Source organism: Massilia haematophila (assembly GCF_042647645.1).
Classification (GTDB): Bacteria; Pseudomonadota; Gammaproteobacteria; order Burkholderiales; family Burkholderiaceae_D; genus Telluria; species Telluria haematophila.
In genome coordinates, this window is the sequence record NZ_JBHRVV010000001.1 from 2,882,097 (window position 1) to 2,897,690 (window position 15,594).

The 15,594-nt window shown below is 66.3% G+C and carries 13 protein-coding genes; 9 read left to right on the forward strand and 4 right to left on the reverse strand.

Translation table 11 applies throughout. The features are described from left to right. Nucleotides 1-87: 87 nt before the first annotated feature. From ampC to ACFOPH_RS12835, 3 genes are all read left to right on the forward strand, one after another. On the forward strand, nt 88-1,266 hold the full coding sequence (ampC, locus tag ACFOPH_RS12825; RefSeq protein WP_379735629.1) for a class C beta-lactamase: 1,179 nt from the start codon (nt 88-90) through the stop codon (nt 1,264-1,266). After that, nucleotides 1,263-2,414 (forward strand): acyltransferase family protein, encoded by a 1,152-nt coding sequence (locus tag ACFOPH_RS12830; protein ID WP_379735631.1) that lies wholly within the window; start codon nt 1,263-1,265, stop codon nt 2,412-2,414. The genes ampC and ACFOPH_RS12830 overlap by 4 nt, the downstream gene beginning before the upstream one ends. Before the next feature lie 107 nt (nt 2,415-2,521). Next, entirely contained in the window at nt 2,522-3,418 is an 897-nt protein-coding gene (locus ACFOPH_RS12835; RefSeq protein ID WP_379735633.1) for a hypothetical protein, read from the forward strand. A gap of 12 nt (nt 3,419-3,430) precedes the next feature. Here ACFOPH_RS12835 and ACFOPH_RS12840 read toward each other — a convergent pair whose 3' ends face one another. After that, a complete protein-coding gene (locus ACFOPH_RS12840; RefSeq protein ID WP_379735635.1) occupies nt 3,431-3,913 on the reverse strand; it encodes a hypothetical protein in 483 nt (160 codons plus the stop codon). Between the two features lie 89 nt (nt 3,914-4,002). Continuing rightward, the gene (locus tag ACFOPH_RS12845) at nt 4,003-4,503 is read right to left on the reverse strand and encodes a Rhs element Vgr protein (protein ID WP_379735637.1); all 501 of its coding nucleotides are present in this window, start codon (nt 4,501-4,503) and stop codon (nt 4,003-4,005) included. Between the two features lie 523 nt (nt 4,504-5,026). Between ACFOPH_RS12845 and ACFOPH_RS12850 the strand changes: the two genes are divergently transcribed. Next, nucleotides 5,027-6,880 (forward strand): hypothetical protein, encoded by a 1,854-nt coding sequence (locus tag ACFOPH_RS12850; RefSeq protein ID WP_379735639.1) that lies wholly within the window; start codon nt 5,027-5,029, stop codon nt 6,878-6,880. Nucleotides 6,881-6,921: 41 nt separating this feature from the next. Here ACFOPH_RS12850 and eda read toward each other — a convergent pair whose 3' ends face one another. Then, nucleotides 6,922-7,545, reverse strand: a complete 624-nt coding sequence (gene eda / locus ACFOPH_RS12855) for a bifunctional 4-hydroxy-2-oxoglutarate aldolase/2-dehydro-3-deoxy-phosphogluconate aldolase (protein WP_379735641.1) — start codon at nt 7,543-7,545, stop codon at nt 6,922-6,924. Between the two features lie 40 nt (nt 7,546-7,585). Then, nucleotides 7,586-9,505, reverse strand: coding sequence for a phosphogluconate dehydratase (gene edd / locus ACFOPH_RS12860; protein ID WP_379735643.1), 1,920 nt, complete (start codon nt 9,503-9,505; stop codon nt 7,586-7,588). Between the two features lie 300 nt (nt 9,506-9,805). Between edd and pgi the strand changes: the two genes are divergently transcribed. The 5 genes from pgi (at nt 9,806) to ACFOPH_RS12885 (ending at nt 15,511) form a co-directional block, all read left to right on the forward strand. Then, on the forward strand, nt 9,806-11,449 hold the full coding sequence (gene pgi / locus ACFOPH_RS12865; RefSeq protein ID WP_312550269.1) for a glucose-6-phosphate isomerase: 1,644 nt from the start codon (nt 9,806-9,808) through the stop codon (nt 11,447-11,449). 37 nt (nt 11,450-11,486) lie between these two features. Further along, entirely contained in the window at nt 11,487-12,383 is an 897-nt protein-coding gene (locus ACFOPH_RS12870) for an SMP-30/gluconolactonase/LRE family protein (protein ID WP_312550270.1), read from the forward strand. A 296-nt stretch (nt 12,384-12,679) separates the two neighbouring features. Then, nucleotides 12,680-14,149, forward strand: coding sequence for a glucose-6-phosphate dehydrogenase (zwf, locus tag ACFOPH_RS12875; protein ID WP_379735646.1), 1,470 nt, complete (start codon nt 12,680-12,682; stop codon nt 14,147-14,149). Between the two features lie 108 nt (nt 14,150-14,257). Beyond that, nucleotides 14,258-15,112 (forward strand): SIS domain-containing protein, encoded by an 855-nt coding sequence (locus tag ACFOPH_RS12880; protein ID WP_312550272.1) that lies wholly within the window; start codon nt 14,258-14,260, stop codon nt 15,110-15,112. A gap of 3 nt (nt 15,113-15,115) precedes the next feature. Continuing rightward, nucleotides 15,116-15,511: an ASCH domain-containing protein gene (locus ACFOPH_RS12885; protein ID WP_379735648.1), complete on the forward strand. Its 396-nt coding sequence runs from the start codon at nt 15,116-15,118 to the stop codon at nt 15,509-15,511. Nucleotides 15,512-15,594 lie beyond the last annotated feature (83 nt).

Here is a 15,594-nt window from a genome sequence, read left to right on the forward strand (position 1 = left end):
CGGTTCGGAGGGACGACCACCCTGTTCCGGCCTGGACCGGCGTGCCTATACTGCCTGCCGACACCAAACACAAAAAAGGAGTGCACCATGAGCGTCCGCCGTCCCTTCCCTCGCCTGGCCATGGCTTTGGTCTGTTCACTGGCCTGCTCCCTGGCCACGGCCGCCGACGCCACCGCCATCCGCGCCATCGTCGACCGGGCGGTGCGCCCGGTGCTGGCGCAGCACGAAGTGCCCGGCATGGCGGTGGCCGTGACGGTCGACGGCGAGGCGCTATTCTTCAACTACGGCCTGGCTTCCAAAGAGGCTGGCACGCCCGTGACCGAAGACACCCTGTTCGAACTCGGCTCGATCAGCAAGACCTTCACGGCGACGCTGGCAACCTACGCCCAGGCACAAGGCAAGTTGTCGCTCGACGACCATCCCGGCCGCACCATCGCGCAGTTGAAGGGCAGCGCGCTCGACCGCGCCACCCTGCTGGAACTGGGCACCTACACGGCGGCGAACCTGCCGCTGCAGGTGCCGGACGCCGTGCAGGACGATGCGCAGATGCTCGCCTGGCTGGTCGCATGGGAGCCGGACGCTGCGCCGGGCACGCAACGCCGCTACTCGAATCCGAGCATCGGCCTGTTCGGACGGATCGCGGCCATGGCGCTGGGACGCGACTTCGGCGAGGCGCTGGAACGGCAGCTGTTCCCGGCCCTGGGCCTGGCGCACAGTCACGTGCGCGTGCCCGCCGGCTCGATGGCGAACTATGCCTGGGGCTACGACAAGGAAGGCAAGCCGGTGCGGGTCCGGCCGGACGTTTTCGCTCCTGAGAGCTACGGCGTGAAGTCGAGCGCCGCCGACATGATCCGCTTCATCCAGGCCAATATCGATCCACGCCTGCTCGCGGCGCCGCTGCGCCAGGCCGTGGAAGGCACCCAGGTCGGCTATTACCAGGCAGGGCCGATGGTGCAGGGACTCGGCTGGGAGCAGTACCGCGCGCCCCTCGGCCTGGCGCGCCTGCTGGAAGGGAATTCCCCGGCCATGATCGAGCAGGCCAACCCGGTCGCCAAGCTCGCTCCCCTGCCGGCGCCACCCGGCACCCTGTTCAACAAGACCGGCGCGACGCGCGGCTTCGGCGCCTATGCCGCCTTCATCCCGGAACGGAAGATCGGCATCGTCATGCTGGCGAATAAAAACTATCCGATAGCGGCGCGCGTCACCGCGGCCCATGCGATCCTGGAACAGCTCGCCCAGCCACCACGGGACACGGCCGCACGATGACTACCCTGCCGACAACGACGCACGCCGGCGTGCAGCACGCGCTTCCCGCAGGAGCGCCCGCGCGCCCGCGCAACTTCGGCATCGACTGCCTGCGCGGACTGGCCATCCTGCTGGTGATCGTGCACCACCTCGCCCTGCCCTTCCGCCTGCCGCTGGGCCCGAGCCTGCTGGGGGAATGGTGGCCGAAACGGCTGATCAATGCCGTCAGTTTCAACGGCTACGAAGCCGTGTTCGTGTTCTTCGTCATTTCGGGCTTCCTGATCGCGACGCGCATCATCGAGCGCGACGGCGAACTCGCACGGGTCGAGCTGCGCCACTTCTACGCGGCCAGGGCCAGGCGCATCCTGCCCCTGCTGCTCCCGATCCTGGCGCTGCTGAGCATTCTCGCCTGGCTCGGCGTGCCCGGCTTTGCGCCCGAGCCCGGCGAACAAAGCATCGCCGGCCTGCTGGGCTCGGCCCTAAGCTTCACCTTCAACTGGTACGAGGGCCGCACCGGCTGGGCGCCGGCCGGCTGGGACGTGCTGTGGTCGCTGTCGATCGAGGAGGCCTTCTACCTCGGCTTTCCGCTGCTGTGCCTGTGGCTGCCGCGCCGCCTGCTGGCCGGGCTGCTGGTGCTGTGGGCGCTGGCGCTGTCGCCCCTGCGCGACCTGGTGCCGGCGAGCGACGAGGTCTGGCGCGAAAAGGCCTACCTGCCCGGCATGGCGGCGATCGCCTGGGGCGTGCTGGCGGCCCTGCTGGCGCGGCGCTGGACACCCTCGCGCGGACAGGCGCTGATGCTGGCCCTGGCCGGCGCGCTGTGCCTGCTGGCGGCGCTCGGCTGGGGCGAGCTGGTCCATCGCCACCTGTTCCAGTCCAGCCTTTACTGGATGTGCATCGGCGCCTGCCTGCTGCTGTTCGCCTTCCAGGCGCATCCGCCGGCGCCGCGGCGCGGCCTGCGCTGGCTGGCGCGCATGGGAGAGATGAGCTACGAGCTCTACCTGTCGCACATGTTCGTCGTGCTGGCGGCGGTGGCGATCTACCGCGCGCAGCTGGGGGAAAACCAGGACTGGACCTTCGCCATCTACCTGCCGGTGCTGGTGCTGTGCTACGCATTGGCGGGCGCGCTCGCGCGGATGACGGCGCACATCGGGCGCGGCGTGCGGCGTTGACGGGATCCGGCGCCAGGGCCTCGAGCATGCGCCACCGTGACAATCGGCACATGTTCGGGCCGTCATGCTCGGCTATCATGCTTTTTTTATCGACGGACAGGATGGACATGGGACGCTGGAACACAAGGTTGCCAATTTTCCTGATGGGTGCGCTCCTGCACCTGCATGCGGCGGCTGCGGCCGACGTGGCCGCGCTCACCTTCATCAACGGGCTTCCGTTCACCACGATAAAAATTGGCGCGGCCACGACGCGCTTGATGATCGATTCGGGCGGCGCGCTGGGCATCTCGATTCCGCAAACGACCGTCAGCGAATCGGGTTCCGTTACCCTGCTCGACAGCAAGAGCAAATTCCGCGACATACACGACGATGTCTTCGAGGTCCAGAATCTCGTCGCCAACCAGGTGGTGATCGGGTCGACGCCTATCGGGCCGATCCAGGGCCATATCCATACCGAATGGGGCGGCGCGCCGGAGGGCCCGGAGGCCGCGCTGACAAAGGCGCGGAAAGCGGGTGCGATCGGATTGGGCGCCTTTGGCGCGCGGCCGCTGCTGTTCGATTACGCCCAGGCGCGGCTGGTGATCTACGCTCCTGGAGAAGGCCCGGCGGCCGGGCATCCCGGGTGGCGGACCCTGCGTCTCGCCTACGGCAAGGAAGGACCGAGCGTCACCCTGCGCATCGATGGCAAACCGCTCAAGTTCGTGCTGGACACCGGCACCTCCGTCAATCTCGTTGACGCCGCAATGCTCGCGCCCTCCGCCCCCGCATGCAGCGACGCGGATGCAGCGCGCGAAGCTTGCGATCCGCGGCTGCTGCGCGATGTCCGGGACGAGAGCGGGCAGCCCATGGAAGCCTTCCAGGCCGAACGCATGAATTTCAGCGGAGCGCCGTTCGCCGGCATCCTGGGAGCGCCGTTTTTCGCCCGGCGCCGGGTCCTGATCGACCTTGCCGGGCAGCGCTTGCTGCTTGCTTCACCCGGCACCGACACCGAAGAAAAACACTGACACCGGCGCCCTTCAGCGCGCCGTGGCCAGCGCCTCGCCCGGGACGGGACACAGGCCGGTCGTGCCGCCAGGTTTTTTCACGAGGCAGAAACGGGCCTGGTAACGCAGCGGCATGGAGGCCTTGCGGCCGGGACGGGCCTCGACCTGCACCAGGTAAGCCTTGCCCGGCGCCAGCGCCGCGGCCGGGGTCTGCGGCAAGGCCTGCACCCGTCCGCCATAGGGAATGCACATGCTGTTCATCACCGGGAAAGTGCGCTCGCGCGGCATCGCCATGCGCCACATCAGCTTGCCGCCGGCCTCGCTGACCGTCACCGACTGGAAGTCCGGAACGCCGCCGCGTTGTTCCTCACGCTGCGAGATCGTGAAGCACGGCACCCCGTTCGCGCCTTCGCGCACCTGGGCCTCGCCGACGCGCCGCGCCGCCTGCGCCGGGGGCGCGAGCAGGAGGATCAGGAGCAGGGTCAGCGGGAGCGTCATGGCGGGCGAAAACAGCAAAGCAGGCAGACTCCTAGCCTACGATGTTGCTACGCAGCAGTGTTGAGCAAAATCAAATGCAGAATTGGTAAGGCGGCACGCGCTCGCCTTCAGGCGAAGCGGGCGAGGCGTCCGGCCCAGCCGCGATGCAGGTTGGCGCGATCAAGCGGGTCGGCCAGGAAACCGGCCAGCACCCGCTCGTACAGCGCCAACTGGCCGCCGTACTGGCGCTGGCGCATCGCGTCCGGGCGGCGCAGGAATTTCAGGACGAAGTAGTCGGCCAACAGGTCGCCCTGGGCTTCCATATTGTAGTCGGCAAGCGTCGCGCCCTCGGCCAGCTCGTAGTCGTAGCGCAAGCCGACGCGCACGGCGCCGCGCAGGCGCACCGGGTAGCCCAGCTGGTGCTGCCAGACGTGGACCATTTCATGGATGAACCAGTGCTGTACCTTCACCTCGGCCTGGGCATAGTCGTCGAGGAAACAAGAGGCGTGGAAATACATGCTGCCGTTCGGCGTCATCGCGCAGTTCTTCGGCTGGAACGGCATGTAGCGGCGGGCATAGATACGCACGCGCGAATAATCGATGGCGTTGCGAAACAGCAGCGAGGCCATGGCGATTTCACCCGCAGTCAGTGGGCGCCAGGGAGGTGAGCGTAGACGAGGAAAAGGTGCAGCCGCCAACGGGCACTTTCGGAAGAGTGAACGGTGAAGCAATCTTAATGCAGATTGCCAGAATACCCTGTTGAACGACTTCGCCGGAGCGCGACCGCCTCGCATTCCCGACCGGCCGCAACCGATCCATTGCCGACATCGCTGAACTTCCTGTTCAAACGTCTCGTCCTCGCCATTCTAAAAATCCGCTACGGCACAGCCCGATGCCACGGACTGCAAGTTTTTTGCTCATCTAAAACACGGCGTCTGGTTGTCAAGCTTTCTATACTGTAGAGTGCTTACCAATAATTAAAATTACAACGGAGAACACATGGTTTCGAACCAGTTTTTGTTGGTTGTGGCGCTTGCCGCTGCGCTTGGCGGATGCGGTGGCGGCGGGAGCGGCACGACGCAAGCGCCAGGCCCGACACCGACACCGACACCGGCACCAACCCCGCCCCCGCCGTCTGCCGTCAGCGGGCTCGTGCCTGCGGCACCGACGGTCGGCGCCACGCTGTATGCAGACGCCGCATCCCTGCGCGTCTTGCGTGCCGGCGCGGTCTGGACGTACCACGGGGTCGAGAAGCCCGCCGGCGAACGCGCGCCAGACTTCACTACCTATACGAACATCGTCACCCATGCGGCATCCGGCAGCGACGTAACGGAGAGCGGCACGCATCCGTTCAACGAAGAGGCGGAAAGCAACCCGATCCGGTACGAAGGCGGAGCCTACATGTCGACCAACCAGATCGCATTCTCCGCGAACGCGCCGGCCCAGGCGGTCGACGTGATCGAATTGCGCTCGCCGGTCAAGGTCAACGACCAGTATGCCAGCATCGACAAGCACATCCCCGACAGCGGCGCCGACGTCGATGGCGACAACGTCAACGACGCGCTCGACGTTGCCGTGTACAGCACGGTGATCGGTGAAGAAATGCTCGATCTGCCGAACCGGCGCCAGGTCAAGGCCGTCCACGTCGACACGCGCTTGCGTGCGCGCGTCAAGTACAGCAAGAGCGGTACCCTTTCGCCGGTGTACGAGTCGCTCCAGAGTACCTGGTATGCGCCGGGCATCGGCATCGTCAAGAGCCGCCTCGAAGAACCGAACGATACCGCCGGCCTGCCGAACCGCGTCGTCACCGAAATTCTCGAGAACTGGGATGGCTTGACGCAGGGACTCGGCCATACGGATACCGTGCTGGCTGCGGCGCCTGCCGGTTCGTCGCTCTCCGGCCCGCCGCTGCAATATGTCGGCGACGTGGTCGGTTTCGACACCTCGGCGGTTGCCATCGGCCAGATTCCGAACCAGCCTTCGAACGAGGGCCTGGCGGTGGCCCAGCTCGACGCCCGCGGCACAGTCGTGGCCGCGCGCACCTATGCGCGCACGGATTTGTTCCCCGGGACGAATTTCTTCTCGGAGCCGCGCGCAATCCGCGTCGGCAACGAAATCAGGCTCTTTACGCGCATCGGCAACCAGCAGCTGTCGATGGTCGGGCTGGATGCGACCGGCCAGCGCATCGTGCGGCCGGCGGTGCAAGTCGTGAACGATGCCCAGATGGGCAACGACAACGACAACGGCAGCTACCGTGTCGCCAGCGACGACACTGGCGTCTGGATAGGCTGGGTGCGCGCCACCTGGGACGGTCAAACATCCAGGCGCTGGCTGGTGGCCCGGCATGTCGATGCGAATGGCCTGGCGCTGGGGCCGGTATCGACCGTGACACCGCCGGCTTCGATCAACATGTCCAGGCTGAAGATGGCGCTCGACGGCAACCGGCTCGCCTTTTCCTGGTATGCAAGCAACCTGCAGCCCAGCTGGCGCCTGGCGATGATCGATACCGGCACCGGCGCCAGCGTGACCGACCAGGTTCTGGGCATTACCTTCGACAATTGCCGATTCTTGAACACGGTCGCGCTGCAGCCGGGACTGGCGATGACCTGCTCGGACTTGTCCGGCATCGGTGCGGTTCGCCTCGACGCCAATGGCAACCCGGTTCTTTTGCCCGGCGCCACGCTCCAGGCCAGCGAGCTGCAGGCGCCGTGGCTGCTGCCGACCCGCGGCAATGCCGGTGTGTATGGCGGCACTTCCGGACAACTGATTGCCAGCATCGTCCAGAGTGGGCAATTCTGGCCTGAAGGCAGGAGCGACGCTAGCTTCACGACACTCTTCGACACCGCCGGTACCGGCCCCCTGGCGGCCAGCGAGCCAAGGCTGCTGGCCCGCATCTCGCCAGCCGTGAACGTGCAAGCCTTGGTGAGGGTCGGCAACCGCTTGCTGGTGATCGGCGCCGACAGTGCCGGCAACATGAATACGACGGTCGTCTGGCTGCCTGACTAATACGCAGCCAGGACGCGCGCGCCGTTTCCTGCGTCAGCGACTTACTGCTTGCGCAGGGCCGCCGCGGCCCTGGCCAGCTCGGTGATGCGGTCCCAGTCGCCGGCCGCCAGGGCGTCCTTCGGGGTCAGCCAGGAGCCGCCGACGCAGGCCACGTTCTTGCAGGCCATGAAAGCGGGCGCCGTGTCGATCGAGATGCCGCCGGTCGGGCAGAAGGTCATGTCCGGCAGCGGGCCGGCGATTGCGTTGAGCATGCCGACGCCGCCCGCCGGCACCGCCGGGAACAGCTTCAACTGCTTGAAGCCGGCTTCGCGCGCGGCCATCACTTCCGACGGCGTCATCACGCCCGGCAGCAACGGCAGGCCGCTCGATTTGGCCGCTGCGATCAGCGACGGGGTCAGGCCCGGCGAGACGCCGAACACGGCGCCGGCATCGCGCGCGGCGGCGAATTCTTCCGGCTGGGTCAGGGTGCCGACGCCGACGATCGCGCCTTCGACCTGGGCCATGTCGCGGATCGCCTGCAGGCCGTGCGCGGTACGCAGCGTCACTTCGAGCACGCGGATGCCGCCGGCAACCAGGGCTTTCGCCAGCGGGACGGCGTGGCTGGGGTCGTCGATGGCGATCACGGGAATCACGCTCGCCGAGCGCATAATGTCAAGTACGGTCATATTCGTAGTCATGGTTCGCAGTCGTGGTTCGCAGTGGTGGTTACTTATTCGTCCTGAACAGGAAGTCTTCGTCGGAGCCGGGCATGATTTCGCCGCTGTCGGCGCCCTCGTGCAGCGGCAGGGTGGTGTGCTTCGGCGACGGCAGCGGGAAGGTCGCCGCGCCCTCTTCCGCCGCGCTGCTGCCGTTGCGGAACATCGCGAACAGCTCGCGGCCCATGCCGATGTGGCTGGACGAGATGTCGGCGCTGGCCTGCTTGCGCTGGGCCCAGACCTCTTCCGGCACCAGGGCCTGCAGGGTGCCGTTGGTGGCGTCGACGCGCAGGATGTCGCCGTCGCGCACCAGGCCGAGCGGACCGCCGGCCAGGATCTCGGGCGAGACGTGGATCGCCGCCGGCACCTTGCCCGACGCGCCCGACATGCGGCCGTCGGTCACCATCGCCACGTGGTGGCCGGCGTCCTGCAGGTTGGCCAGCGCCGGGGTCAGCGCGTGCAGTTCCGGCATGCCGTTGGCGCGCGGGCCCTGGAAGCGGATCACCGCCACGAAGTCGCGGTTCAGGTGGCCGGCCTTGTAGGCGTGCATGAAGTCTTCCTGCGAATTGAAGGTCAGCGCAGGGGCTTCCACCACATGGTGCTCCTTCTTGACCGCCGAGACCTTCATGATGGCGCGGCCGAGGTTACCCTGGACCAGCACCATGCCGCCGTTGTCGCTGAACGGGTTGGTGTACTTGCGCAGCACCGCCTCGTCGCCGCTCTGCTCCGGCAGGTCGCGCCAGACCACCTTGCCGTCCTCGCCCAGGAAGGGCTCCTTGCAGTGCTGGCGCAGGCCGTGGCCGAGGATGGTGTTGACGTCCTCGTGCGCCAGGCCGGCGTCGAGCAGTTCGCGGATCACGAAGCCCGGGCCGCCGGCGGCCTGGAAATGGTTCACGTCGGCGTCGCCGTTCGGGTAGATGCGGGTCAGCGACGGCACCACTTTTGACAGCGCGTCGAAGTCATTCCAGTCGATGACGATGCCGGCCGCGCGCGCGATCGCCACCAGGTGCAGCGTGTGGTTGGTCGAGCCGCCGGTCGCGTGCAGTGCGACGATGGCGTTGACGATGCTCTTCTCGTCGACGATGTGCCCGACCGGCATGTAGTTGCCGCCCTGCTGGGAGATCGAGACCGCCTGGTGCGAGGCCGCGGCCGTCAATGCGTCGCGCAGCGGCGTGCCCGGGGTGATGAAGGCGGCGCCCGGCAAGTGCAGGCCCATCATCTCCATCAGCATCTGGTTGCTGTTGGCGGTGCCGTAGAAGGTGCAGGTGCCGGCGCCGTGGTAGGAGGCCGATTCGCCTTCCAGCAGTTCCTCGCGGGTGGCTTCGCCCTTGGCGTAGCGCTGGCGAATGGCCGCCTTTTCCTTGTTCGAGATGCCCGAGGTCATCGGGCCGCCGGGCACGAACACGGCCGGGATGTGGCCGAAGTGCAGCGCGCCGATCAGCAGGCCCGGCACGATCTTGTCGCAGATGCCCAGGTAGAGGGCGGCGTCGAACATGTTGTGCGACAACGCCACGGCGGTCGACATGGCGATCGTGTCGCGCGAGAACAGCGACAGCTCCATGCCCGGCTGGCCTTGCGTCACGCCGTCGCACATGGCCGGCACGCCGCCGGCGAACTGGGCCACGGCGCCGACGTCGCGCACGGCTTCCTTGATCACTTTCGGGAAGTATTCGAACGGCTGGTGCGCCGACAGCATGTCGTTGTAGGACGAGACGATCGCCACCGACGGCTTCTTCTGCTCGCGCAGCTTGAGCTTGTCGTTGGCCGGGAAGGCGGCGAAGCCGTGGGCCAGGTTGGTGCACGACAGCGCCCCGCGCTGCACACCCTTGACCCGCGCCGCCTCGAGGTGCGCAAGATACGCGGCGCGCGAGGCGCGGCTGCGTTGGATGATCCGGTTCGTTACCTGTTCAACTACAGGGTGCAGCGCCATAATCGTTCCTTCGAAAATTTGACTCTGAAATTTTACTACAGAATTGGGATGGGGTTTGCGGGCGGGGTCGATTTTGCGGCTGTGCATACGTGGCATACCGCGTGGGCACGAGTGCCCACCCTACGAAACCCAGGCGGCGGGCGCGTGACGTTTTTGTAGGGTGGGCTCTCGAGCCCACGCGGTGCAAGGTTGAAAGATCGATCAACAGCCGCGCGCCCGCACTCAAGCATTGTGTAGTGAATTTACGAACGATTCCTGTATTATTCGATAATCTGTCTAAAACAATATCTCGCGCGAGCCATGTCCCAGCCTTCCTTGACTACCACCGCCAGCTTCCAGGCCCTCGAAACCCACGCCGTCGAGGCCGAAGACTGGCAGATGCGCCACCTGTTCGCAGCCGATCCGCAGCGCTTCGAACGCATGTCGACCGAGGCCGCCGGCCTGTTCCTAGACTATTCAAAAAACCGGCTTGACGGGCGCACGCTTGAACTGCTGGCAAGCCTTGCGCGCGAGCGCGGCGTCGAGCAGCGCCGCGACGCCATGTTCGCCGGCGAGAAGATCAACAACACCGAAAACCGCGCCGTCCTGCACACCGCCTTGCGCGCCCCGCGCGACCTGAAGCTGACGGTCGATGGCCAGGATGTCGCCGCCGATGTGCACGCCGTGCTGGCGCGCATCAAGACCTTCACCGACGCCGTGCGCAGCGGCGAATGGCTGGGCCACACCGGCAAGCCGATCACCGACATCGTCAACATCGGCATCGGCGGCTCCGACCTCGGCCCGAAGATGGTCTGCCTGGCGCTGCGCCAGTACAGCCATCCGCGCCTGGCGCTGCACTTCGTCTCGAACGTCGACGGCCATGACATGGACGCGGCGCTGGAAAAGGTCGATCCCGAGACCACCCTGTTCATCATCGCCTCGAAGACCTTCACCACGGCCGAGACCATGATGAACGCCCAGACCGCGCGCAAGTGGTTCCTCGCCCACGCGCCTGAAGAGGCGTTGGCCAAACATTTTGTGGCGGTGTCGACCAACGTCGAGGCGATCAAGACCTTCGGCATCGATCCGGCCAACATGTTCCCGTTCTGGGACTGGGTCGGCGGCCGCTATTCGGTCTGGTCGGCGATCGGCCTGCCGGTGGCGCTCGCCGTCGGCTTCGGCTATTTCTCCGACTTCCTGGCCGGCGCCCATGAGATGGACCAGCACTTCCGCACCGCGCCGGTCGAGCAGAACATGCCGATGATCCTGGCCCTGGTCGGCTTCTGGAACCGCCAGTTCCTGGGCGCCACCTCGGTCACGATCGCGCCCTACCACCAGGACCTGAACCGCTTCCCGGCCTACCTGCAGCAGCTCGACATGGAAAGCAACGGCAAGCGCGTGACGCGCGACGGCGAGCCGGTCGACACCCCGACCTGCCCGGCGATCTGGGGCGAACCGGGCACCAATGGCCAGCACGCCTATTTCCAGCTGCTGCACCAGGGCACCGACCTGACGCCGATCGACTTCATCGCGGCGCTGCGCCCGGCCCACGAGCTGCACAACCACCACACCGCGCTGCTGGCGAACTGTTTTGCGCAGTCGGAAGCCTTCATGAAGGGCAAGGACATCGACGAGGTGCGCAAGGACCTGCAGGGACAGGGCCTGTCGCTCGCCGAGATCGAACGCCTGGCGCCGCACAAGACCTTCCCCGGCAACCGCCCGAGCAATACGATCCTGATGGAATACCTGACCCCGGCCACGCTGGGCGCCCTGATCGCGCTGTACGAGCACAAGACCTTCGTGCAAGGCGTGATCTGGGACCTGAACAGCTTCGACCAGTGGGGCGTCGAGCTGGGCAAGGTGCTGGCCAAGAAGATCGAAGCCGAGCTTGCCGGCGAGGCGCATCCCGAACAACACGACAGCTCCACGAATGGCCTGATCGCGCGCGCAAAGGCCGCCGTTTAAGTTTTTAACTTTCATAGAAGGGGACACGGACACCACCATGAAGAATGCGAAGATCGACGTCGTCCACGACGAAGCGATGCAGGTCGGCGAATGCCCGCTGTGGCACGACGTCGAGTCGGCCCTGTACTGGGTCGACATCAACGGGCTCACCGTCAACCGCGTACACCCGGCCAGCGGCAAGTTCTCGTCCTGGAAGATGGCGTCCGAACCCTCGGCCATCGCCGCCGACGGCGACAACAACCTGGTCGTCGCCACCCGCCAGGGCTTCGTGCGCCTGAATACGACCAGCGGCGAAGTCACCGACATCTGCCCGGCTCCCTACGACACGAGCATGGTGCGCTTCAACGACGGCCGCGTCGATCCGCAGGGCCGCTTCTGGGTCGGCACCATGTACGAGCCGCGCGACAAGCCGGCCGCCGAGATGTACGTGCTCGAACGCGACCAGCTGCGCCTGGCCTGGTCGGGCGGCATGACCAATTCGAACGGCCTGGCCTGGAGCCTGGACGGGCGCACCATGTTCCACGCCGACACCACCAGCCACCGCATCGACGTCTACGATTTCGATCCCGATGCCGGCGCGGCTGCGCTCAATCGCAACCTCGTCACCTTCTCGACCGATAAGAACTCGCCGGACTATGGCGGCCGCCCCGACGGCGCCGCCGTCGACAGCGAGGGCAACTACTGGATCGCGATGTTCGAGGGCGGGCGCCTGCTCAAGCTGTCGCCGACGGGCGAACTGCTGCGCGAAGTCCAGCTGCCGCTGCGCTGCCCGACCGGGCTCGCCTTCGGCGGCGCCGACCTGCGTACGCTCTACATCACCACCGCCAGCCACGGCCGCTCGAATGCGGAGAAGGAGCAGTATCCGCTGACCGGCAAGGTGCTGGCGCTGCGGGTCGACGTGCCGGGTGTGGTGCAGCCCGACTACCGGCGCTGAGCCAACGCCGGCAGCATGTCACTGCCGGCGTGCGCACAGGCCGTAGGGTGGGCGCCCCGTGCCCACGCGTAACGCATGCCTCATGTTGGCGTTGACAGAGCGCCGCGTCTGCTCATCGTTCACGCGTGGGCACGGGGGCGCCCACCCTACGCCTCCTCCCAGCGACTGGCGCGCCCCACCTCCCGAGCCTATGGCACCATCGATCCTCTCCAATACACGTAGTAGAATTTCTTGCTAAGCGCATATCTGTGTAGTAAATTTACACACGACTCCCATTACTCTTTGTCCTGATACCCATGGCTCTTTCCGATTTCGACCTCGTCTTCTTTGGCGGCAGCGGCGACCTCTCGATGCGCAAGCTCCTGCCCGCAATGTATGCGCGCGACGTCGCCAACGACCTGCCGCCGACCGCGCGCATCATCTGCGTCGGCAAGGACGAGAGTTCGCAGGAAGCCTTCCTGGACATGATCGAGACCCACTCCAGGCCGCACATCAAGGAGACCGTGGTCGAGGAAAAGTGGCAGCGCTTCCTCCAGCGCATCACCTACGTCGCGCTCGACGCCACCCGCGTCCAGACCTATGCGCCGCTGGTCGAGGCCTTGCGCAAGAACGAGGACATCACGCGCGTCTACTACCTGGCCACGCCGCCCAGCCTGTTCGCGCGCATCTGCGACAACCTGGCCGAAACCGGCCTGGCCACACCGAACTCGCGCGTGGTGCTGGAAAAGCCGCTGGGACGCGACCTGGCGTCGGCCAAGCAGATCAACCTGGACGTGGGCAAGGTGTTCGCCGAATCGCAGATCTACCGGATCGACCACTACCTCGGCAAGGAGACCGTGCAGAACCTGCTGGCCCTGCGCTTCGGTAACGTGCTGTTCGAGCCGCTGTGGCGGCGCGAATGGATCTCGGACGTGCAGATCACCATCGCCGAGAAGATCGGCGTCGGCAACCGCCTGGGCTACTACGACACCTCGGGCGCGCTGCGCGACATGCTGCAGAACCACCTGCTGCAACTGCTGTGCATCGTGGCGATGGAGCCGCCGACCTCGATCGCGCCGGACGCCGTGCGCGACGCCAAGCTGCAGGTGCTGCGCTCGCTGAAGCGCTTCACCCCGACCACCCTCTCCCAGAACATCGTGCGCGGCCAGTACCGCGCCGGCTTCGTCGACGGCCAGGCCGTGCCGAGCTACCGCGACGAACCGGACGCGCCGAAAAGCTCGAAGACCGAGACTTTTGTGGCCATGAAGGCCGAGATCGACACCTGGCGCTGGGCCGGCGTGCCCTTCTACCTGCGCACCGGCAAACGCATGGCCGACCGCCTGGCCGAGATCGTGGTGCGCTTCAAGCAGATCCCGCATTCGATCTTCAACCAGCCGACCTCGAGCTTCCAGCCGAACAGCCTGGTGATCCGCCTGCAGCCGGACGAAGGCCTGTCGCTGAACCTGATGGCCAAGACCCCGGGCGACTCGATGCGCCTGAAGCAGGCCGAGCTCGAACTCGACTTCCGCGAGCAGTTCAAGGCGCCGCGCATGGAAGCCTACGAACGGCTGCTGCTCGACGTCCTGCGCGGCCAGCTGACCCTGTTCATGCGCGGCGACGAGCTGGAAGCGGCCTGGGAATGGGTCGAGCCCATCCTCGACCATTGGGAGCAGGACGATACCGCGCCGGTGCCGTATGCCTCGGGCACCTGGGGCCCGGCCGCCTCGTCGGCCCTGATCGGCCGCGACGGCCTGCAGTGGCGCGAAGAAGCGCTTCCAGAAGATTGAATATTAGAGCGCAAGGAATCCGGCCAAGCATGGCCGGACCGTTCCGCAGGCGCGTTGCCATGCAACGCGAAACCCCTGCTTCACCGCTGCCTGAGGACTGATTTCATCATGCTGCTCGACTCCATCCGCACCCAGCTCGATTCGCTGTCGAAGTCCGAGCGCAAGGTCGCGCTCGCGGTGCTCGAAGCACCCAGCGCCACCGTCAGCCAGAACATCACGGCGCTGGCCAAGAGCGCGCAGGTGTCCGAGCCGACCGTGGTGCGTTTCTGCCGCACCCTCGGCTACGACGGCTGGCACGAATTCAAGCTGAAACTCGCGCAGGGACTGGCCCTGGCCCTGCCCGCCGCCAACGAGCAGCCGGCCCAGGACGACCTGGCCGCCGACCTCGTGAACAAGATCTGCAGCCGCTCGATCAACACCCTGCTCGACCTGCGCAACAATTTGAATGCCGAGTCGGTGCAGAAGGCGCTCGACATCCTGTCGCGCGCGAACAAGATCGAGTTCTACGGCCAGGGCACCTCGGGCTTCGTCGCGGCCGACGCCCAGCACAAGTTCTTCCGCTCGGGCGTGCCGACCGTGTCCTACACCGACCCGGCGATCCACTCGATCGCCGCCGCCCTGCTGCGCGAAGGCGACTGCGTGGTGGCGATCTCCCAGCGCGGCAACAATCCCTCGCTGGTACGCTCGGCCAAGCTGGCGCGGCGCGGCGGCGCCGACGTGATCGTGCTGGCGCCCTCGGGCACCCCGCTGGCCGACATGGCGACCGTGCTGATCCCGATCGACCTGGTCTTCAACATCGACCCCTACACGCCGATCTCGGCGCGCCTGGCCTACCTGGTCGTGATCGACGTGCTGGCGGTCGGCCTGGCCCTGCAGCGCGGCCCCGAGTTCCGGCGCAAGATGCAGAATGCGCAAAAGGCGCTGCAGGAGTTCGACATGCAGTTCGATTCCTTCATCGGCTGATTCATGGGCCTGCGCAAGAAGCTGACCTTCTGGGGCGCGCACGCGGACGACGACAGCCTGGTCCTGGACGTGATCGCCGGACGCAAGACCGTCACCGCCGACACCGTCGAGGACTACTACAAAGGCTATGGCGAACTGGGCGACGGCGCCTATGCGGCCGGCGACCTGATCGACGTCCACGACCTGCGCGGACGCCGGCGCTGCACGATCCGCGCGACCGAGGTGCGCGTCGTCCGCTTCGGCGACATTCCGGAAGACGTCTGGCGCGGCGAGACCTTTGCGAGCGCGGACGAATTCAGGGAAGTCCACGTCCGCTGCCTGCCGCACCTGGACCTGCATGACGACGTCGAATTCGTGACCTTGCATTTCGAACTGCTGGAAGTGGCGCCCGCCAGCTGAAGCCCCCCTTGACGGGAAAACAAGCCCGGCGTTTCGCCGTATAATGTTTTTTTACCCAGGGTTAAGCTATGCCGTCGCCATCC